The 18818-nt window shown below is 71.7% G+C and carries 15 protein-coding genes; 8 read left to right on the top strand and 7 right to left on the bottom strand.

Annotated elements, in window-relative coordinates:
• Positions 1 to 7: 7 nt before the first annotated feature.
• Genes QWU11_RS33370 through QWU11_RS33350 form a run of 5 tightly spaced genes read right to left on the bottom strand, consistent with a single transcriptional unit; the run spans position 8 to position 4536 of the window.
• Entirely contained in the window at positions 8 to 1060 is a 1053-nt protein-coding gene (locus tag QWU11_RS33370; protein ID WP_290118476.1) for a branched-chain amino acid ABC transporter permease, read from the bottom strand.
• Positions 1057 to 1920, bottom strand: coding sequence for a branched-chain amino acid ABC transporter permease (locus QWU11_RS33365; protein WP_290118475.1), 864 nt, complete (start codon positions 1918 to 1920; stop codon positions 1057 to 1059). Before QWU11_RS33365 ends, QWU11_RS33370 begins: the two co-directional genes overlap by 4 nt.
• On the bottom strand, positions 1917 to 2597 hold the full coding sequence (locus tag QWU11_RS33360) for an ABC transporter ATP-binding protein (RefSeq protein WP_290118474.1): 681 nt from the start codon (positions 2595 to 2597) through the stop codon (positions 1917 to 1919). The genes QWU11_RS33365 and QWU11_RS33360 overlap by 4 nt, the downstream gene beginning before the upstream one ends.
• The gene (locus QWU11_RS33355) at positions 2594 to 3361 is read right to left on the bottom strand and encodes an ABC transporter ATP-binding protein (protein ID WP_290118473.1); all 768 of its coding nucleotides are present in this window, start codon (positions 3359 to 3361) and stop codon (positions 2594 to 2596) included. The genes QWU11_RS33360 and QWU11_RS33355 overlap by 4 nt, the downstream gene beginning before the upstream one ends.
• Positions 3358 to 4536 carry an ABC transporter substrate-binding protein gene (locus QWU11_RS33350; protein WP_290118472.1) on the bottom strand — a complete coding sequence of 393 codons (1179 nt, stop codon included), beginning with the start codon at positions 4534 to 4536 and terminating at the stop codon, positions 3358 to 3360. The genes QWU11_RS33355 and QWU11_RS33350 overlap by 4 nt, the downstream gene beginning before the upstream one ends.
• Before the next feature lie 237 nt (positions 4537 to 4773).
• Between QWU11_RS33350 and QWU11_RS33345 the strand changes: the two genes are divergently transcribed.
• Together QWU11_RS33345 and QWU11_RS33340 are read left to right on the top strand one after the other, a co-directional pair.
• Positions 4774 to 5637, top strand: a complete 864-nt coding sequence (locus QWU11_RS33345; protein WP_290118471.1) for a PaaX family transcriptional regulator C-terminal domain-containing protein — start codon at positions 4774 to 4776, stop codon at positions 5635 to 5637.
• A 36-nt stretch (positions 5638 to 5673) separates the two neighbouring features.
• Positions 5674 to 6186, top strand: a complete 513-nt coding sequence (locus QWU11_RS33340) for an LURP-one-related family protein (protein WP_290118470.1) — start codon at positions 5674 to 5676, stop codon at positions 6184 to 6186.
• Between the two features lie 3 nt (positions 6187 to 6189).
• Here QWU11_RS33340 and QWU11_RS33335 read toward each other — a convergent pair whose 3' ends face one another.
• The gene (locus tag QWU11_RS33335; protein ID WP_290118469.1) at positions 6190 to 8316 is read right to left on the bottom strand and encodes an alpha-galactosidase; all 2127 of its coding nucleotides are present in this window, start codon (positions 8314 to 8316) and stop codon (positions 6190 to 6192) included.
• A 1-nt stretch (position 8317) separates the two neighbouring features.
• Positions 8318 to 10747, bottom strand: coding sequence for a carbohydrate binding domain-containing protein (locus QWU11_RS33330; RefSeq protein ID WP_290118468.1), 2430 nt, complete (start codon positions 10745 to 10747; stop codon positions 8318 to 8320).
• A 161-nt stretch (positions 10748 to 10908) separates the two neighbouring features.
• On the opposite strand from QWU11_RS33330, the gene QWU11_RS33325 reads away from it, so the two are divergent.
• The 6 genes from QWU11_RS33325 to QWU11_RS33300 all read left to right on the top strand — a co-directional run bounded on the left by QWU11_RS33325 (position 10909) and on the right by QWU11_RS33300 (position 18676).
• Positions 10909 to 12936, top strand: a complete 2028-nt coding sequence (locus QWU11_RS33325; RefSeq protein ID WP_290118467.1) for a hypothetical protein — start codon at positions 10909 to 10911, stop codon at positions 12934 to 12936.
• A gap of 157 nt (positions 12937 to 13093) precedes the next feature.
• Positions 13094 to 14695 (top strand): ABC transporter substrate-binding protein, encoded by a 1602-nt coding sequence (locus QWU11_RS33320; protein ID WP_290118466.1) that lies wholly within the window; start codon positions 13094 to 13096, stop codon positions 14693 to 14695.
• Positions 14696 to 14767: 72 nt separating this feature from the next.
• The gene (locus QWU11_RS33315; RefSeq protein WP_290118465.1) at positions 14768 to 15727 is read left to right on the top strand and encodes an ABC transporter permease; all 960 of its coding nucleotides are present in this window, start codon (positions 14768 to 14770) and stop codon (positions 15725 to 15727) included.
• Positions 15724 to 16611 carry an ABC transporter permease gene (locus QWU11_RS33310; protein ID WP_290118464.1) on the top strand — a complete coding sequence of 296 codons (888 nt, stop codon included), beginning with the start codon at positions 15724 to 15726 and terminating at the stop codon, positions 16609 to 16611. The genes QWU11_RS33315 and QWU11_RS33310 overlap by 4 nt, the downstream gene beginning before the upstream one ends.
• An 11-nt stretch (positions 16612 to 16622) precedes the next feature.
• Complete coding sequence (locus tag QWU11_RS33305) at positions 16623 to 17642, top strand: ABC transporter ATP-binding protein (protein ID WP_290118463.1); 1020 nt, start codon at positions 16623 to 16625, stop codon at positions 17640 to 17642.
• Positions 17639 to 18676: an oligopeptide/dipeptide ABC transporter ATP-binding protein gene (locus tag QWU11_RS33300; protein ID WP_290118462.1), complete on the top strand. Its 1038-nt coding sequence runs from the start codon at positions 17639 to 17641 to the stop codon at positions 18674 to 18676. Before QWU11_RS33305 ends, QWU11_RS33300 begins: the two co-directional genes overlap by 4 nt.
• Positions 18677 to 18818: the final 142 nt, after the last annotated feature.

Genomic DNA, 18818 nt, shown 5'->3' with positions numbered 1-18818 from the left:
GTTCCTCTCAGGTGATCGCGGTGCCGGTGAGATCGGCGGGGGCGGGAGCGGACGGGTCACCCGGGGGCGGGCGGCGGCGCGCGGCGCGGCGTCCCCACCATCCGGCGACGCTCGGCGCGAGCCCGCGGGGCAGGAAGAGCACGACCAGCACGAGGAGCACGCCGTAGACCGCGTACGACAGGATGGTCGGGGCCTCGGCGGGCATTCCGCCCATCGTCCCGACGTTGTTCAGCACCTGGACGAGCAGCGTGATCGCGGTCGCGCCGGCCAGCGCGCCCCAGACCGTGCCCGCGCCGCCGACCGCGACCATCACGACGTACTCGAACGACTGCAGCACCGGGAAGGACCCGGGCGCGACGTAGCCGATGTAGAAGGCGTAGATGCCGCCGGCCAGCCCGGCGTAGCCGGCCGACAGGCTGAACACCGCCTGCTTGTACGCCGGCACCGGCACGCCGGACGACGCCGCGGCGACCTCGCTGGTGGCGAGCGCGCGCAGGCCGCGTCCCGGCCGCGACGCCACGACGTTGCGGGTGACGAGCACGACCAGGGCCAGCGCGGCGAGGGCGAGGTAGGCGTAGGAGACGTCGCCGGCGAACTCATACCCGGCGATCTCCAGGCGCGGCACGCCCTGCAGGCCGATGTCGCCGCCGGCCCACTCCTGCCGGCCGGCCAGACTGAGCAGGATGAGCTGGATGGCCAGCGTGGCGAAGGCGAGCTGGTGCCCGCGCAGCCGCAGCAGCGGGATGCCCACCAGCGCGGCGATCCCGGCGGCGGCCACCGGGGCGGCCAGCAGCCCCAGCCACGTCGGCAGCCCGTGCGTGGCCATCAGCGCCGCCGTGTACCCCCCGATCAGGTAGAACGACGCCTGGCCCAGGGAGACCTGCCCGGCGTACCCCATCAGCATGGAGAGGCCGGTGGCCACCGTCGCCGCGAGCAGCAGGAGGACGTACACCGAGACCTGGGACCCGGTGAGCACGAGGGGCGCGAGCAGCGCGGCCACCGCCACCACGGTGGTGGTGACGAACCGCGCGGAGATCCGGGAGGACAGGGGCTGTTTCACCGTGCGGCCTCTTCCTGGAGCGTGGTCCGGCGCGAGGCGCGCCACACCATGATCGTCAGCATGAGGGCGAGGGCGACGACGGTCTGGTAGGACGCCTCGTAGTAGCCGGCGACCAGGGCCTCGGCCACGCCGAGCGTCAGCGCGCCGCCGAGCGCGACGCCCGGCCGGGTGAGCCCGCCCAGCACGGCCGCGGCGAACCCGTTGGTGATGAGCAGGACGTCGCTGTTGTACGAGATGGGCTGCAGGGGGGTGAGCAGCACACCCGCGGTGCCGCCGAGCAGGCCCCCGAGCGCGAAGGCGACCAGGCCCATCCGGGTGACGTTCATGCCCACGGCCCGCGCGGCGTACGGGTTGTCCGCGCACGCGGTCAGCGCCTTGCCCAGGTACGTCCGGCCGAAGAACAGCGCCAGCAGGACGAACACCGCGGCGGCGACGACGATGACCAGGAACGACTGTTTCTGGATGCGGGCGCCCGCGATCGTCACGGCGCCGCCGAGCCCGGCGAAGGAGTGCGGGTTGTCGTCCCACACCATGATCTCGACCGCGTACGCGATGAAGCCGAGCCCGAGCGTGACGATCAGCGCGGACAGCGGGGCCGTGCCGGGCTTCCCGGTCGCCGCGACGCCGACGAGCAGGCCGGCCGCGCCCGCGACGAGCACCGCGGCGGCCTCGGCGACACCGTGCGGCAGGCCGGACGCCAGCAGCGAACCGGCCGTCAGCCCCGCGACCACGGCGAACATGCCCTGCGCGATGTTCACCACCTGGGTCACCCGGTGGATCACCACCAGGCCGCTCGCGACCAGCGCGAAACCGCACCCGACCGCCACCCCGGACAACAGGTACTCGATGAGGGCGCTCACGGGTCACCTCCGAGGTAGGCGGCGGCGAGGTCGGCGCTGCCGGCCAGCTCGGCCGCGTCGCCCTCGGCCCGGATCCGCCCGGCCTCGAGCACGTAGCCGCGCTCGCACAGGTCGAGCGCCAGCCGGGCGTTCTGCTCGATGAGCAGCACCGCGACGCCCTGCCCGGCGTTGATCTCGCGCAGGTGCCCGGCGAGGTCGGCGGTGACCATCGGCGCGAGCCCCAGCGACAGCTCGTCCACGACGATGACCTCCGGCTCGGCCATCAGCGCCCGGCCGAACGCGACCATCTGCTGCTCGCCGCCCGACAGCGTGCCGGCCCGCCGGTCCCGCAGGCCCGCGAGCCGGGGCAGTACCTCGTACACCCGTGCCGTGTCGCGCGCCCCGGACCTGCGCCGGCGGCGCCACGCGCCGAGCGCGAGGTTGTCCTCGACGCTCAGCTCGCCGAACATCTGCCGGCCCTCGGGCACCAGCGCCGCGCGGCCGCGCAGGACGGCGCTGCCCGACGCCGGGGCCACGATGCCCATGATGGCGTTGACCAGCGAGGACTTGCCGGCGCCGTTCGGCCCGATCAGGGCGACGAACTCACCTGCGGCGACGGTCAGGCCGACCCGGTCCAGGGCGGTCGCGGCGCCGTAGCGGACCACGAGGTCGGTCACCTCGATCAGCGGGCCGCTCATCCGGCGGCCTGCCCGAGGTAGGCGGCGATGACGGCCTCGTCCTCGCGGATCTCCGCGGGAGTGCCCTCGGCGATGTGCCGGCCGAGGTCGAGCACGCTGACCCGGTCGGCGAGCCGCGCGACGAACGCCACGTCGTGCTCGATGAGCATCATCGTCAGGCCCTCGGCGCGCAGGTCCTCGATGAGCCCGCCCAGCGCCTCGCGCTCGCCGGCGCGCAGCCCGGACGCGGGCTCGTCGAGCAGCAGGAGCCGGGGCCGCGCGCACAGCGCGCGCGCCACCTGCAGAGCGCGCTGCTGCCCGAGCGGGAGCACGTCGGCGGCGCGGTCCGCCCAGCCGGCCAGGCCGACTCGCTCCAGCGCGGCCAGCGCGTCGGCCCGGATCCGCGCCTCCTCCCGCCGGTGGCGGGGGAGGCGCAGCGCGCCGGCGAGGAAGCCGTGCCGCGTACGGGCGTGCGCGCCGACCATGACGTTCTCCAGCGCGGTCATGCCGCGGAACAGCCGCGCGCCCTGGAAGACGATCGCGATGCCGAGCCGCGCGCGTACGTGCGGGGTGAGGCGGCCCAGGTCCCGCCCGGCGTACCGCAGCGTGCCGCTCTCCGGCGTGAGATGGCCGCCGATGAGGTTGAACAGGGTCGACTTGCCCGCGCCGTTCGGGCCGATGACGCCGCGGGTCTCTCCCTCGGCGACGGTCAGGCCGACGTCGCGCAGCGCGTACACGCCGCCGAACGACCGGCTGAGCGAGTCGATCGTGAGCAGGGGGCTCACCCGGCCGCCCGTGCGGTCTGGGCGATCCGCTCGCGCGCCCAGTCCGTCGGGACGAGCTTGCCGTCCTTGACACGGTTCATCGAGATGTCGGTCGCGCGCAGCCCCGAGTGGTCCGTCGCCGAGTAGGTGTACTTGCCGCACGGGGTGACCAGGGTCAGCGTCTCCAGCGCGTCGCGGATCTTCTTCTGGTCGGTGCCGCCGGCCTTCTGGATCGCCGCGGCGAGCAGCTTGACCCCGGAGTAGCCGTCCTGGGCGAACTGCGGTGGCTCGTACCCGTACTTTTGGATGAACGGCCCGGACATCTGCTGGATCGCCTGCTTGAGCTTCCCATCCGGCAGGTACGAGCCGACCACGCCGATGGAGCTCTGCACGTACACGCCCTCGCCGGCCTTGCCCACCGGCGCGAGCCACAGCTTGCTGGCCTGGGAGGCGGTCATGTACAGCGGGATGCCGAGCCCGGCGGTCGGGTACTGCTTGGCGATGGTGACGCCGGGCGCGCCGCTGGCCCAGGCGACCATGGCCTGCGCGCCGGAGCCGCGCACGTGCGTGAACACCGGGCTGAAGTCGGTGGCGGTCGTCTCGTACGGCTCGGACCGGACGATCTGCACCCCGTACCGGGAGGAGAGGCGCTGCATCCCGGCGAACCCGGCCTTGGAGTAGGCGCTCTTGGTGTCGTAGGCGACCGCGACCCGGGTGATGGAGTGCGCCTGGAAGTACTGCAGCATCGCCTCGGCGTACGTCGAGGAGATCGCCGGGACGACGAACGTGTACTTGCGGATCGGCTTGACCTGCTCGTCGGCCGGGGCGAGCGAGATGTAGGGGATCTTCTCGCGCTCGGCGAGCGGCTCGACGGCGAGGTCGACGTTGGAGAACGTCGAGCCGAGGATCGCGGTGACCTTCTGCGACCGGAGCTTGTTGAAGTGAAGAACGCCCTGGTCGGGGGCGGTCCGGTCGTCTAACGTCGTCAGCTTGAGCTTGCGGCCCGCGACGCCGCCCGCCGCGTTGATCTGCTCGACCGCCAGGTCGACGGTCTTCTTGGCCTCGCCGCCGAGCGGAGCGTAGTTGCCCGTCAGGGACTCGATGAAGCCGATCTTTATCGTGGAGTCGTCTTTGGCGCCGTTGCACGCGGCGGCGGTCAGCACCACGGCGGCCAGGAGCGGGGTGAGCCTGCGCACAGGAGGCCTCCTGAGATGGGGGGCGGCGTCCGGCCACGGCGACCGGACCATCCGGACGTCCACGCCGGGCCCCATCCGGTGCCCCCGCGCCGCCCGAGGCCCGTCGCGTCGGGAAGACAGCCATGAAGTTATGCTTATTAATGACGGCAGTCAATAATCTGCCCAAGGTTGGGCCGCGGCCGGTACGCACCGGCCGCACGCGACACGTCGGCACGCCGGCGAGATGGGGGGCGACCGGTGAGTGAGCTCTCCGGTACCGAATCGCTCGGCGACGGCCCGTCCCCGCGGCTGCGGCCGCAGTCGCTGATGCTCACCGTCCTCGGCAACTACGTGCTCGGCCGCGACATCGCGGTCTTCTCCGGCAGCTTCATCGACCTGTTCGCCCGGCTCGGCGTCGGCGAGCACGCGGTGCGCTCCACTCTCACCCGCATGGTGGGCCGCGACCTGCTCTCCCGGCACCGGCGGGGGAGGCGCATGCACTTCGGCCTCACCCCGCGCTCGGAGGAGATCCTCCAGGACGGCGAGCGGCGCGTCTGGCGACTCGGCGCGGTCAACACCGACTGGGACGGCCGGTGGACCGTGCTGACGTTCTCGATGCCCGAGTCCTGGCAGCGCGTACGGCACGACCTGCGCGCCCGGCTGACCTGGGCCGGCTTCGGGTCGCTCGGCAACGGGATGTGGATCGCCCCGTCCGGCGTGGACATCGCCCCGATCGTCGCCGAGCTCGGCCTGAACGAGCACGTCAAGGTCTTCTCCGGCACGGCCGAGGCGCCCACGGACGTGGCGGGGATGATCCGCGAGGCCTTCGACCTCGACACCCTCGCCGCCGGCTACCGGGCGTTTCTGGAGCGCTGGGACCGCCCCCACCCCGCCCCGGCCGCGCCGGACGACCTCACCCGCTACCTCTGGACGACCACCGAGTGGCTCCAGCTCGTACGCGCCGACCCCCGGCTGCCGGTCGAGCGGCTGCCCGTCGACTGGCCGGCCGTACGCGGGCAGGAGGTACTGATGAAGCTGCGCCGCCGCTACGAGGAACGGGCGCGCCGGATCGCCGACCAGACCATCGAGTACGTCCCGCTCACCTCCGCCGAAACCGGGTGAGTTGCGGCTCCACCCCGCGTGCGGTCTGCTGGGGTCATGAAGTTCCAGATGCGTGAGCGAATGTTCAGTATCGGCGACGACTACTGGATCGAGGATGAGAACGGGGACCGGGCCTTCCTGGTCGACGGCAAGGCGCTGCGGCTGCGCCAGACGTTCGAGCTGAAGGACACCGAGGGCGAGGTCCTCGCCGTCATCAAGAAGAAGGTCCTCAGCGTCCGCGACACGATGATCGTCGAGCGTGACGGCGACACCGTGGCCAAGGTCCACAAGAAGCTGTTCAGCCCGCTCCGCCACAAGATGGTGGTCGAGCTCGACGGCGGCGAGGAGTGGGAGGCCGAGGGCGACATCATCGAGAAGAACTACGAGATCAAGGGCGAGGAGGGCACGGTCGCCCACACCTCGCGCAAGTGGTTCCGCATCCGCGAGACGTACGGCATCGAGATCGACCACCCCGACGTGCCGCTGGTCATCGCGGTCGCCGTCGCCGTCGAGGAGCTCGCCCACGCCGACAAGGAGAAGGACGACAAGGGCGACAAGGACGACGACTGAGCGTCAGTCCAGCCGTTCGAGGTGGACGACGGCGCTCGCGTACTCCCCGCGCGGCAGGTCGAGCGCGAGCCCGTGGTGGGTGAGCACGCCCGCCTCGTGCACCGCGCCGGTCCGCGTGTCGCGATACCGCGCCTCCCGGGGGAGGCCGGCCAGCGGCAGCGGCGGCACGCCGAAGCCCATCCGGGGCGTCTCGCGGAAGCCGAAGACGACGACGTCCCGGTCGGCGAACTGCACCGCGCTGAGCCCGTCGGCGCACGGCGGGCGCAGGCGATACTGCCGCCCGTGCTGCACGAGCGGGCGGATCCGCTTGTAGAGCGCGACCAGCTCGGCGGCCTCCTCCCGTTCCGCCTCCGTCCAGGCGGCCAGGTCGCCGCCGAGCCCGAGCACGCCCGTCATCGCGACGTGGAACCGGAACGCGAGCGGCGTACGGCGCCCGGTCACCGTGTTGGGGCTGTCGGTCACCCACGCCTCCAGCGTTCCCGGCGGGTAGAGCTGGGTGTAGCCGTGCTGGATCCGCAGCCGGTCCGCGGCGTCGGTGTTGTCGGAGGCCCACACCTGGTCGGTGCGCGCCAGGATGGCCAGGTCGAGCCGGCCCCCGCCGCCGCTGCACGACTCGACGCGCAGCCCGGGGTTCCGCGCGCGCAGCCGGTCCATGACCTGGTGGACGCCGCGCGTGTGCTCGATCCACAGGCGCTCGGGGTCGGGCGCGTCCGGCCAGCCGGCCTCGCTGAACGTACGGTTCATGTCCCACTTCAGGAACGCCACGCCCGGCGCGACCAGCCGGTTCAGCCACTCGAAGGCCCAGGCGCGCACGTCGTCGCGGCCGAAGTTCAGCACGAGCTGGTTGCGCAGCTCCGTACGGGCGCGGTGCGGCTGGTGCAGCACCCAGCCGGGACGGCTCCGGTACAGGTCGCTGTCCGGGTTCACCATCTCCGGCTCCACCCAGATCCCGAACGCCATGCCGAGCCCGTGCACGTGCTCGATCAGCGGCGTGAGGCCCTCGGGGAAGACGTCCGGGTTGATCCGCCAGTCGCCGAGGCCGGCCCGGTCGTCCTTGTACGGCCGGAACCAGCCGTCGTCCACGACGAACAGCTCGACGCCGAGCTCGGCCGCCCGTGAGGCCAGCGCGGCCTGCCGCCCGGCGTCGATGTCGAAGAACGTCGCCTCCCAGGAGTTGTACAGGATGGGCCGCTCCTCCTCCGGCCGCGGCAGGACGTGCCCCCGGACGTAGGTGTGCCAGGCGCGGCTCGCGGCGCCGAACCCGCCGGTCGTGTACGTCCCGGCGCTCACCGGAGTCTCCAGCGACTCGCCGGGGGCGAGCCGCCAGGAGATCCCGTCGTGCCCGAAGCCGGTCGTGACGGCGAGCCGGTTCAGCGGCGTCCGCTGCACGGTCATCCGCCACGAGCCGCTCCACGCGAGGGCGGCGCTCCACACCTCGCCGTGCTCCTCGGTGGCCGAACCGTCGTCCACCATGACCCAGGGGTTCGCGTGGTGGCTCGTGATGCCGCGGCGGCTGGTGAACACGGTCTCGCCGGCGGGGGCCGTCTCGCGCCGCAGCTGGGTCTCGGCGCCCCACATCCCGATGACGTGGGACAGCCGGTAGTCCTCGCGGTGGGGGAGCGACCAGGCGGCCGAGTCGAGCCGCAGCACCTCGATCTCCTCGGCGTCGCCGAGGTTGGCCAGCGTGACCGAGCGTTCGATCACGTCGGTGCCGGCGCGCAGGCGGTGGCGCAGGGTCACCTCCAGCGGGTAGTGCCGGTCGCGCAGCCGGATCATCGACGTGTCGCCGGCGACCTCGTCGCCGACGAGGTCGAGATCGAGGCCGCGGGTGCCGTCGGCGAACCGCACCTGCAACGACGGCACGCCGTAACGCACGCCGCCGTCCCAGGCGTACTCCTCGGTCCCGTCGTAGGGGGCCTCGAAGCTGGTGCTGCCCCGCTGCCGGGCGCCGGACTCGGCCCGTACCGGCAGCGAGGTCACCTCCGCGTCGGTGAGTGCGGCGCCCCAGTACACGTGCGCCGGCCGGCCGCCGGCCAGGCGGAACGCGTACGTGGTGTTCGGCGTGTGCAGGATCCAGGTCCTGGTTCCCGGGTCGAATCCGATGCCGGCGGGGCGCAGCACAGCGGTCACCTCAGCTGATCGTGTAGGAGTAGAGATCGCCCGCCGTGAGGTCGAACCGGAGCCGGAGCGGCCCGGCGGGCAGGGTCGTCCTGGTGCCCCATCGCACCGCGGTGCCGAGCGTGTCCGAGGTGACCGGCGTCGCGTCGTCGGCGGTGTACCCGGGCACCGGGTTCCCGCCGGCGTCGAGCACCTCGACCTTGAGCGAGCCCGAGCCGGGCGCGACGTTGACGGTCAGCCCGGTCCCTGCCGGGCTGAGCGTACGCGTCGTGACACTGCCGCCGCCCGTACCCGCGTGGAAGGACTCGAACCTGTCCTTCGGCCAGGTCACGAGGCCGACGCGGGAGTTGCCGAACGGCTTCGTGCACAGCCCGGCGGTGACGTCGGTGTCGGAGCAGCTGTGCTGGCCCGCGAACGCGGCGTAGTAGAGCCGGACCTGGTCCCCGACGGTCAGCAGGGTCGTGCCGGTCATGTCCCAGCCCCAGTCCCAGGTGCCGGCCGCGCCGGGCGCGACCACGTCGCCCAGGCTCGGCCGGCTCCAGGTGAGCAGGTCCTGGGAGGAGGCGAGCCCGACGTGCTGGCGTCCCTTGTCCGGGCCGGGGTCGGCGAGCGTCGTCGGGCTGTCGGTGATGTCGAAGACCCACGGCAGCCCGAGGTACTGCTCGCCGTACCGGATCGCCGGCATGCCGTAGACCTCCGACCAGCGCGCGTGCCCGGACGGCGCCGGATCGGTGATCGCCGCGTCGTCGCGCAGGTCGGCGGCGAAGGACGGCTTCGGCGAGGTCCAGTGGACGAAGTCGGTGCTCGTCGACATCCAGACCGTACGCGGCCCGGCGGGACGCGTGTTCGCGGCGTAGTCGACCGGATACTGCTTGGTCATCGCGACGAACCGGGAGGTGTCCGGGTCGTAGGTCACGTTGACGACGTCCCAGCCGTTGATCACCGGATTGCCGGAGTTCAGCTCGGTCCAGGTCTTCCCATCGGTGGACTGCGCCGCGTAGTAGTGGTTCGACTGGGGGCTGCCGGGGCCGTGCGAGTGAAGCATGTAGTAGCGCGGGCCGGTCGGGGCGGGGTCGGCCACGACGCCGCCAGGCGCGTAGGAGTACACCGAGTGGGTCTCCGCCGACCGGTCCCAGTGGACGCCGTCGGTGCTCTCGGCGTAGCCGGTGCAGTAGCCGCAGTCCGTGTCGGCGGCGGTGTACCACATCCGGTAGCCGCCGCCCGGCGCGGGCAGGACCGTGCCGCTCAGCCGGGGGTTCTTGTCCCAGGAGCCGCCGTCCAGGACCACGCCCGCGCCGACGCTCGCGAGCGCCGGGTCGCCGGTCTTGGTGCCGGGATGCACCGTACGGGTCAGGCCGGTGGAGGACTCGACGCGCTGGTCGCCGACGAACAGCACCGGGCCGGTGCCGACGGCCTCGGCGTACCCCGGGTCCTGGCTGGAGCGGAGGACGACGTCGTCCCAGGTCGTCGTGCCCGTGCCGGTCTGGGTGCTGTAGAGCCGCACGGTCGTGGTGGTCGCGCCGGAGGGCACGACCGCGGCGGCGGTCACCTTCTTCCACCCGCCGGCCGTGCCGACGTTCACCGCCGTCGGCGGTTCGATGCGGGTGCCGTCCGAGCGGCGGTACTCCAGGTAGAGCGTGCCGTTCGTGCCGGAGACCCAGGCCGAGGCGGTGACGGTCTCGCCGGCCGTGACCGGGACCGCGCGGCTGAGCGCGGAGACCTCGTCGCTCGACGACGTGTCGGCGATCTTCAGCGCACGCTTCCCGGAGTGCGCGCCCGAGGTGACCACGGTCGCCGACCCGCCCGGCGCCGAGACCGTCCACTCCGTCGGGCGCGTGCCCTCGCGGGGCTCCTCGAACCCGGCGTTCGGCACCCGCCGCGACGGCGGCGGGAGCGTGGCGACGGCGACGTCGTCCCAGACCGTCGTGCCCTGGTCGGCGACGTCGCTGTACGCGAGGACCGTCGCGGTCACGGCGTCGTCCGGGACCACTCCGCGCACGGTCACCTGCTGCCAGCCGGTGCTCGTCCCGGCGGCGGTGGAGAACGCGGCGACGCGGGCGCCGGCGGCGTTCCAGAACTCCAGGTAGAGGTAACCGCCCTGGCCGGAGACCCGGTCCGTCCAGGCGCTCGCGGTGAGCTCCTCACCGGGGGAGGCCGCGAGGTGCTCGCCGCGCAGGCTCACGCCGTCGGTCGCCGAGGTGTCGGCGAGCCGCGCGGCGCCCTGGCCGCCGTGGACCGGCGAGGAGACCACGGAGACGGCGCCGGCCGGACCCTCGGTCGTCCAGCGGGCCGCCGAGGAGGAGCTCTCCTCGAAGCCGGCGTCGGGGACCAGCCGCGCCGCCGTCCAGGACGCGGCCGAGGAGGTGGCCGGTAATGCGGCGACGTAGCAACAGACGATCGCCAGCCCAAGGCCGATCCGGGAGGTCCGGGACGTACGCACCATGCTTCACCTGCGCTTCGGTCGGGGAACCCGGCGACCTTGATCACGCCGGGTGCACCGTTTCTCCATGAAAAGCCATTCCATGTCAACCCTCGAAGCCTTGACATGGAATGAAGTTCCACACGACAGTGAGCGCCCCGGATTCCGGCTATGGGAGGTCGTGGATGGATCAACGCGATAGACGGTCGGCCGTACGGCGGCGTGTCACACCGGCCGTCCTGGTGACGGTCCTGCTCGGCACGTTCGTGGCGTACCGGCCACTCACGGCGGGCGGTCAGACGCCCCCCGGCACCGATCCCGGCAAGAGCACGACGCTCGTGCCGAACGCCGGCTTCGACGCGGGCGACCGCGCCGGCCATCCGATCGGCTGGTCCGTCGAGGGCGACGAGGCCGGCGCGAACATCGTCAACCTGTCCGCCTACCGTACGGCGGGCCTCGGTTCGCTGGAGGTCGACGAGAGCGGCGACGCGGTGACGGTCTCCAGCGACCGGATCGTCGCCGCCGCCGGCCGAGAGTACCGGCTGAGCGCGAAGGAGAAGGGCAAGAGCGGCAAGCCGGCCGCGCTCTCGCTCGACTTCACGGGGTTCGACGGCGCCGACCTCGGCGAGCACGTGGCGACGCCGGAGTCCGGCACGGACTGGCGGACCGTCACCGTGTCCGGCACCGCGCCGGCCGGCACCGCCAACGTCACCGTGCGGATCCGCGCGGGCGACTCGGGGGTGTCCTACTGGGACGAGGTGAACCTCGCCGAGGCGCCGCAGGCCTACGACCCGGACCTGGGGGGAGCGCGGGAGCTCTTCCTCGACGACTACCGGATCGCCTCGTCCAAGGACGTCGGCCGGGTCGTGCACGCGGCGCACAAGCTCCCCGAGCCGGTCATCCGGCCCGACAAGCCGTGGGAGAGCGCGGCGTACACCTACGGTTCGGTCTTCAAGATCGGTGGCGTCTACCGGCTCTGGTACGACTGCAACAACGACGTCGCGCCGGGCTACTACCTCTGTTACGCCGAGAGTCACGACGGCAGGAAGTGGACCAAGCCGCTCGGGCGGGGCAACGTCGGCTACAAGGACATCCCCGCCGCGAAGACCAACCTGATCATCGCCGGCGGCGGCACCATCGCGTACAACCCCGGCGCGAGCCCGGACCGGCGTTTCGCGCTGATGCAGTTCCACTCGGGCGTGGTCAACCAGACGCTCGGCTACTACGTGTACTTCTCACCCGACGGCTACACGTGGACGCTGGGCGAGGACAAGCCCGCGCTCCTCGACGGCGACGTCTCGCAGGTGACGTGGGACCCGCGTCAGAGGCTCTACATCGCCACCGTCAAGAAGCGGATGTTCACCTCGCGAACGCCGGGCATCTACGACCGCGCCGCGTTCGTCTCCACCAGCAAGGACTTCCTCACCTGGAGCACACCCCAGCTCGCGGTGGGCGGCGACTACGCCGACGACGGCGCCGCCGAGGCCCTGAACGGGCTCGAAGGCCAGATCTACGGCATGCCGGTGCTGCCGTACGAGAGCACCTACATCGGCATCCCGTGGGTGTTCCTCACCACCGACTACACCACGGGATCCCAGTCCTCGGCCGGCGCCGGGCCGGTGCTGCCGGAGGTCGCCTCATCGCGCGACCTGGTCGACTGGAGCCGCCCCGTGCGCGACCCCGTCCTGAAGCCCGGCGACCCCGGGGCCTGGGACGACGGCGCCCTCTACACCTCCTCCAACGCGCTGGTGACCGACAAGACCATCACCATGTACTACGGCGGCTTCAACGCCGGGCACGGCGGCCAGGACGCCACCGCGCCGGACCCGGACACCTATCTCGGCCAGACCGGGATGGCCACCTGGCGGCGCGACGGCTTCGTCTCGCTCACCAACGCCTCGACGCCGGGGTCCGGTGACCCCGGTCAGGTCACCACCAGACCGGTGGTCTTCCACGGCCGCACGCTGCGGGTGAACGCCGTCGTCCACGGGCACGGCTCGCTCACCGTCGAGGTGCTCGACGCGACCGACGGCAACCCGATCCCCGGCTACACGGCGAAGGACGCCGTCCCGGTGACGGGGGACCAGTACCAGGCGGCGGTCCGGTGGAAGGGCGGCAGGTCCCTGGCGGCGCTGTCCGGCCGCCAGGTCCAGTTCCGCTTCCACCTCTCCGGTACCGATCTCTACTCGTATTGGGTGCCGCCGGCCGGCTGATCGGGTCGAAAAACCCGCTGAACGGCCACGATGCCCCTTGACGTGGGGGACTCCGCGCCTCCATTGTGTACATGAAATTTTGTTCCATGTGCACCTGGATGTCACGGAGCCCCCCGGTTCCCTCCCCTTAAGACCAGACCGACTATGTGAGGTTGCGATGGCAAGACGGTTCAGATACGGCGCCTTCGGCGTGGCCGTTCTCGCGGCCGTGTCGGCCGCGGCGTGCACGGGCCCGGCGTCGGACTCCGACACCGGTGGTGCCACGAAGAGCGCGATCAACGTCTACCTCTACCAGGAGCCGGCCGGGATCTTCAGCCCGCTGGCACCGTCCAGCGGCCCGGACAACCAGGTGATGTCGATGCTCGACCAGAGCCTGCTGGCCGTGGATCCGAATTACAAGCTGCAGCCGCAGCTCGCCGAGAAGTACGACGTGTCCCCGGACGCCAAGACCTTCACGTTCCACCTCCGCCCCGGGCTGACGTGGAGCGACGGGCAGCCCTTCACCGCCCAGGACGTCCTGTTCAGCTACCAGCTCCTGGCCGACCCCAAGAGCACGAGCGCCACGGCGGGCAGCTACTCTGCCGTGGAGGGCGTCGACGACTTCGTCTCGGGCAAGGCCAAGACGATCTCCGGCTTCAGCGCGCCGGATGACACCACCTTCGTCATCAAGGCGTCCAAGCCCGACATCGGGCTGCTCGCCCAGGTCGGCGTCGCGTACGTCATGCCCAAGCACGTCCTGGGCGGCGTGCCGGTCGCCGAGGTGGCCAAGAACGCCTACTTCCGCGGTCCGACGGTGACGCTCGGGCCGTACAAGTTCGTCGACTACAAGACCAACCAGTACGTCCACGTGACGGCCAACCCGGGCTTCCCCACCCCGGCCAAGATCAAGGACGTCTACCTCAAGCCCATGGGCTCGGACGTGGCCACCGCCCAGCTCGGCAACGGCGGCATGGACATCGCCTCGTTCTCCCCGGCGGACCTGAAGACCGTCCAGGGCTTCGACAAGATCGCCATCCAGGAGAAGGCGGGCGCCGGGTTCGTCCGCATCGCGCTCAACCAGTCCAAGTCCTACTTCAAGGACGTACGGGTGCGGCAGGCGTTCCTGTACGCGATCGACCGCAAGTCGCTCGTCGACAAGGTCCTCGGGGGGAAGGCGACGGTCCAGAACTCCGACTTCTTCTCCGCGAACACCCCGCCCGGCATCAACGAGTACGCCTACGACCCGCAGAAGGCCAAGTCGCTGCTCGCGGCGGCCGGCTGGGACCCCGGGCAGACCGTCGAGCTGCAGTGGGTGCCCGGCCAGCGCGACCGTGACGCGACCACCACCATCGTGCAGAGCCAGCTCGCCGCGGTCGGCGTGAAGGTGAAGCTCAAGCAGGTCCAGGCCGCGCAGATCGCCGGAACCTACGACAAGAAGTCCTACGACATGACGCTCTACGGCGGCGGCAACTACGCCGTCGACTCGTGGAACGTCAACGTCATCGCCGCCTGCGCCCAGCAGTACCCCAAGGGCGGCAACATCGGCTGGTTCTGCGACAAGAAGCTCGACGACCAGCTGATCAAGGCGAACTCCACCGCGGACGCCACGCAGCGCAAGGCGCTGTACGACCAGGCCGTCCTGGAGGAGAACTCCCAGGCCGACCTGATGTGGCTCTACGACCCCACGGGGCTGTGGGCGGTGAACAGGAGAATCAAGGGATTCCAGGCGGCGGGCTCGCAGGACAGCGCCTTCTGGAACCCGGCCGGCTGGTCACTGTGACGGACGCGCCGAACCCTCTGGGCCGCACGGTCATCGTGCCGTGCGGCCCGGCGAGCGGCTGAAGGGAGTGCCATGGGTGCCTACATCACGCGCCGCCTGCTGATCAACGTCCTGGTGTTCTTCCTCATCACCGTCGTCATCTTCTGGCTGGTGCACAAGGCGCCCGGCGACCCCGTCGCCATGATGGTGCCCGCGGACCAGCTCAACTCCGGCAGCGCGGCCTTCATCGCGGCCAAGCGGCACGAGCTGGGCCTGGACCAGCCGCTGATCCTGCAGTACTGGCACTGGCTGGTGAACGCGCTGCACGGCGACTTCGGTTACTCCCTCGTCAACGGCCGCTCGGTGACCTCGCTGCTCGGCGAGCGCTTCGGCCCGACGATCGAGCTGATGGGGACGGGGCTGCTGCTGTCGCTGGTGATCGCGTTCCCGCTCGGGATCATCGCCGCGCTGCGGCGCAACACCCGGGTCGACTACGCGGCGACCATGGTCAGCCTGGGCTCGGTGTCGATCCCCGCCTTCTTCATGGCGCTGATCGCCATCTACGTCTTCACCGTGAAGTTCCCCATCCTGCCGTCGTCGGGCATCTCCGACCCGACCGCGCCGGGCCTGGCGGACTCGCTCCGGCACCTGGTCCTGCCGGCGCTCATCCTCGGGATCGCGAACTCCGGGCCGTACATGCGCTACGTCCGTAGCAGCATGATCACCGAGCTGGGCGCCGACTACGTCCGCACCGCCGAGGCGAAGGGCGCGACGCGCCGGCGCGTCGTTGTGCGGCACACGCTGCGCAACTCGCTGATCCCGGTGCTCACCTACATCGCCGCGAACGTGCCGCAGCAGCTCGCGGGCGCGGTCGTCATCGAGCAGGTCTTCGCCTGGCCGGGGATGGGACAGCTCGCGATCGGCTCGGTGGGCCGGCACGACTACTCGGTGATCATCGGGTTCGCCCTGATCATCGCGGTCATGGTGCTGGTGTCCAGCCTGCTCGCCGACATCCTGTACACACTGGTCGACCCGAGGGTGAGGCTGGGATGAGCGCGATCGAGCTCGAAGCGGCGGCGCCCGAGACGGGGCGCCGGTCGCCGGGCCGGCGGGCCCTGCGCCGGTTCCTGCGCCACCGCATGGCCGTGGTCAGCGCGGTCGTGCTCGTGCTGATCGTGCTGGCGGCCGTGTTCGCCCGCCAGATCTCCGGGCACGACCCGGACGCCACCGACCTGTTCGCCACCCGTGCCGGGCCTTCGGGCGACCACTGGCTCGGCACGGACTCCACCGGCCGCGACGTGCTCGCCCGCCTGCTGTTCGCCGGCCGGATCTCGCTCGGTGTCGGTATCGCCGCCGCGCTCCTGTCGGTCCTCGTCGGCACGATCGTGGGCAGCCTGTCCGGGCTGCTGGGCGGCTGGTTCGACCAGACGGCGATGCGGCTCGCGGACGTGTTCATGTCCTTCCCGTCCGTGGTGGTCATGGTGGTGATCGCGGGCGTCATCGGGCCCAGCGTCACCGCGATGGTCGTCGCCATCGGCCTGTTCCAGTGGCCCCAGAGCGGGCGGCTCGTCCGCGGCGTGACGCTCTCGGTACGCGAGCAGGAGTACGTCCAGGCCGCGCGGGCCGCCGGCGCGGGCCCGCTGTGGCTGATGCGCCGTCACATCGTGCCCGCGGCGCTGCCGCCGGTGAGCGTGGTCGCCACGATCGCGGTGGCCCAGGCGATCGGCCTGGAGGCCACCATGTCCTTCCTCGGCATCGGCGTGCAGCCGCCCGCCGCGAGCTGGGGGAACATGCTCACCGACGCCCAGAGTCTCACCGTGATCAAGACGATGCCCTGGCTGTGGCTTCCGCCCGGCCTCGCCGTCGCCATCACGGTCCTCGCGGTGAACTTCATCGGCGACGGGCTGCGTGACGCCGTCGACCCCCGGCGAACCTGAGGAGGACGCCCATGACCGAAGCTCCGCTTCTGTCGATCGAGAACCTCGTCGTGGACTTCGCCACGGACGACGGTCTCGTGCACGCCGTCGACGGCGTGAGCCTCACCGTCCGCGCCGGTGAGATCGTCGCCGTGGTCGGCGAGTCGGGGTCGGGCAAGAGCGTGACCGCGATGTCGATCCTCGGCCTGGTCCGCACCCCGCCCGGCGTGATCCGGGACGGCCGGATCCTGCTGCGCGGCGAGGACCTGCGCGCGGTCAGCGGCGAACGCCTCCGCGAGATCCGCGGCGGAGAGGTCGCGATGATCTTCCAGGACCCGATGACCGCGCTCAACCCGGTCATGACGGTCGGGCAGCAGATCGCCGAGGCGCTCCGGCTGCACGACCGGGACCTGAGCGCGGACACCGCCCGCGCCCGTGTGGTCGAGCTGCTGCGCAAGGTCGGCGTGCCCGACGCGGAGCAGCGCTACCGGCAGTACCCGCACGAGTTCTCCGGCGGCATGCGCCAGCGGGCGATGATCGCGATGGCCGTCGCCAACGACCCGGACCTGCTCATCGCCGACGAGCCGACGACCGCGCTCGACGTCACGATCCAGGCCCAGGTGCTCGACCTGCTGCGCACCGCGCAGCGCGAGACCCGGGCGGCGACCATCCTCATCACCCACGACCTCGGCGTCGTCGCCGAGCTCGCCGACCGCGTCGTCGTCATGTACGGCGGCCGGGTGGCGGAGGAGGCCGACGTACGCTCGCTGTTCGCCCGGCCCCGGCACCCGTACACGGCGGGACTCCTGGCGAGCGTGCCGCGCCCGGACCTGGACGGCGAGCTGCTGTCCATCCCGGGCAGCCCGCCCAACATGATCGACCCACCGGGCGGTTGCGCGTTCCACCCGCGCTGCCCGATGGCGCGGGACCGGTGCCGTACGGACCGGCCCGAGCTGCGCGACCTCGGCGACGGCCGGCGCAGCGCGTGTCACTTCGCGGACGAGCTCGACGAGGGCTCGGCCCTGTTCTCAGCAGAGGAGGCGGCCGGGTGAGCACGGCGACGGAGACCGCGGTGAGCGACGGGTCCGGCGGCGCCCCGGCGCTCTTGCGGGTCGAGGACCTCACCAAGCACTTCCCGATCCGGCGCGGCGTACTGCGCCGGCAGCACGGCGCGATCCACGCGGTCGACGGCGTGAGCTTCTCCCTCGACGCGGGAGAGACGTTGAGCATCGTGGGGGAGTCCGGCTGCGGGAAGTCCACGACGGGCCGGATGATCGTCCGGCTGCTCGAACCCACGAGCGGCCGCATCCTGTACCAGGGCGAGGACCTGTCCGCGGCGCGCGGCGGCCGCCTGCGCGAGCTGCGCGGCGAGATCCAGATCATGTTCCAGGACCCGTACTCCTCGCTGTCGCCGCGGATGACCGTGCACGACATCGTGGCCGAGCCCCTGCGGGTGCACAGCCGCTACCGCGATGGCGGGCCGGCGCGCGTACGTGAGCTGCTCGACCTGGTGGGCCTGTCGGCCGGCTATGAGAACCGCTACGCCCATGAGTTCTCCGGCGGCCAGCGGCAGCGCGTCGGGCTGGCCCGCGCGCTCGCGCTGGACCCCAAGCTGCTCGTGCTGGACGAGCCGGTCAGCGCGCTGGACGTGTCGATCCGCGCCCAGGTGGTCAACCAGATGCGCCGCCTGCAGCAGACGCTCGGGCTGGCCTACGTCTTCATCTCCCACGACCTGTCGATCGTGCGGCACATCTCGCACCGGATCGCGGTGATGTACCTCGGCGCCATCATCGAGGTCGGCACCCGGGACCAGATCTTCAAGGCACCGCGGCACCCGTACACGCGTGCCCTGCTGTCCGCGATCCCGATCCCGGACCCGGAGTTGCGCGGTGAGCGCGAGCGCATCACGCTGACCGGTGACGTGCCGGGCCCCGGCGACCCTCCTTCGGGCTGCCGGTTCCGTACGCGTTGCTGGAAGGCGCGCGACATCTGCGCCACCGATCCGCCCGTGCTGGCCGGCCAAGCGGGCGATGGCCACGCCAGCGCGTGTCATTTCCCGGAGAATGACGGCACGGTGCTTCCCTGAACGGAAGCACCGTCGCCCATCCCACGAACGCCCGAGCAGGAGGCAGATCAGGTGGCCGCAACGCCGCGCCGGACCAAGCAGACGCCGATCGACGATGCGCGTCCCGCGTCGGCGAACTACCACGCCAACGCGCTGGCCCGCG

Origin of the sequence: Actinomadura sp. DC4, from assembly GCF_030406325.1 — a bacterium.
Lineage (GTDB): Bacteria > Actinomycetota > Actinomycetes > Streptosporangiales > Streptosporangiaceae > Actinoallomurus.
Note: the sequence above shows the minus strand (reverse complement) of the source record. Positions and strands in the feature narration are given on the sequence as shown.

What these genes read in the sequence shown, in the direction of transcription:
- QWU11_RS33360 (WP_290118474.1), bottom strand. Translation starts at nt 2,597, where the DNA reads ATGAGCGGCCCGCTGATCGAGGTGACCGACCTCGTGGTCCGCTACGGC.
- QWU11_RS33340 (WP_290118470.1), top strand. Translation starts at nt 5,674, where the DNA reads ATGAAGTTCCAGATGCGTGAGCGAATGTTCAGTATCGGCGACGACTAC.
- QWU11_RS33330 (WP_290118468.1), bottom strand. Translation starts at nt 10,747, where the DNA reads ATGGTGCGTACGTCCCGGACCTCCCGGATCGGCCTTGGGCTGGCGATC.
- QWU11_RS33325 (WP_290118467.1), top strand. Translation starts at nt 10,909, where the DNA reads ATGGATCAACGCGATAGACGGTCGGCCGTACGGCGGCGTGTCACACCG.
- QWU11_RS33320 (WP_290118466.1), top strand. Translation starts at nt 13,094, where the DNA reads ATGGCAAGACGGTTCAGATACGGCGCCTTCGGCGTGGCCGTTCTCGCG.
- QWU11_RS33315 (WP_290118465.1), top strand. Translation starts at nt 14,768, where the DNA reads ATGGGTGCCTACATCACGCGCCGCCTGCTGATCAACGTCCTGGTGTTC.
- QWU11_RS33310 (WP_290118464.1), top strand. Translation starts at nt 15,724, where the DNA reads ATGAGCGCGATCGAGCTCGAAGCGGCGGCGCCCGAGACGGGGCGCCGG.
- QWU11_RS33305 (WP_290118463.1), top strand. Translation starts at nt 16,623, where the DNA reads ATGACCGAAGCTCCGCTTCTGTCGATCGAGAACCTCGTCGTGGACTTC.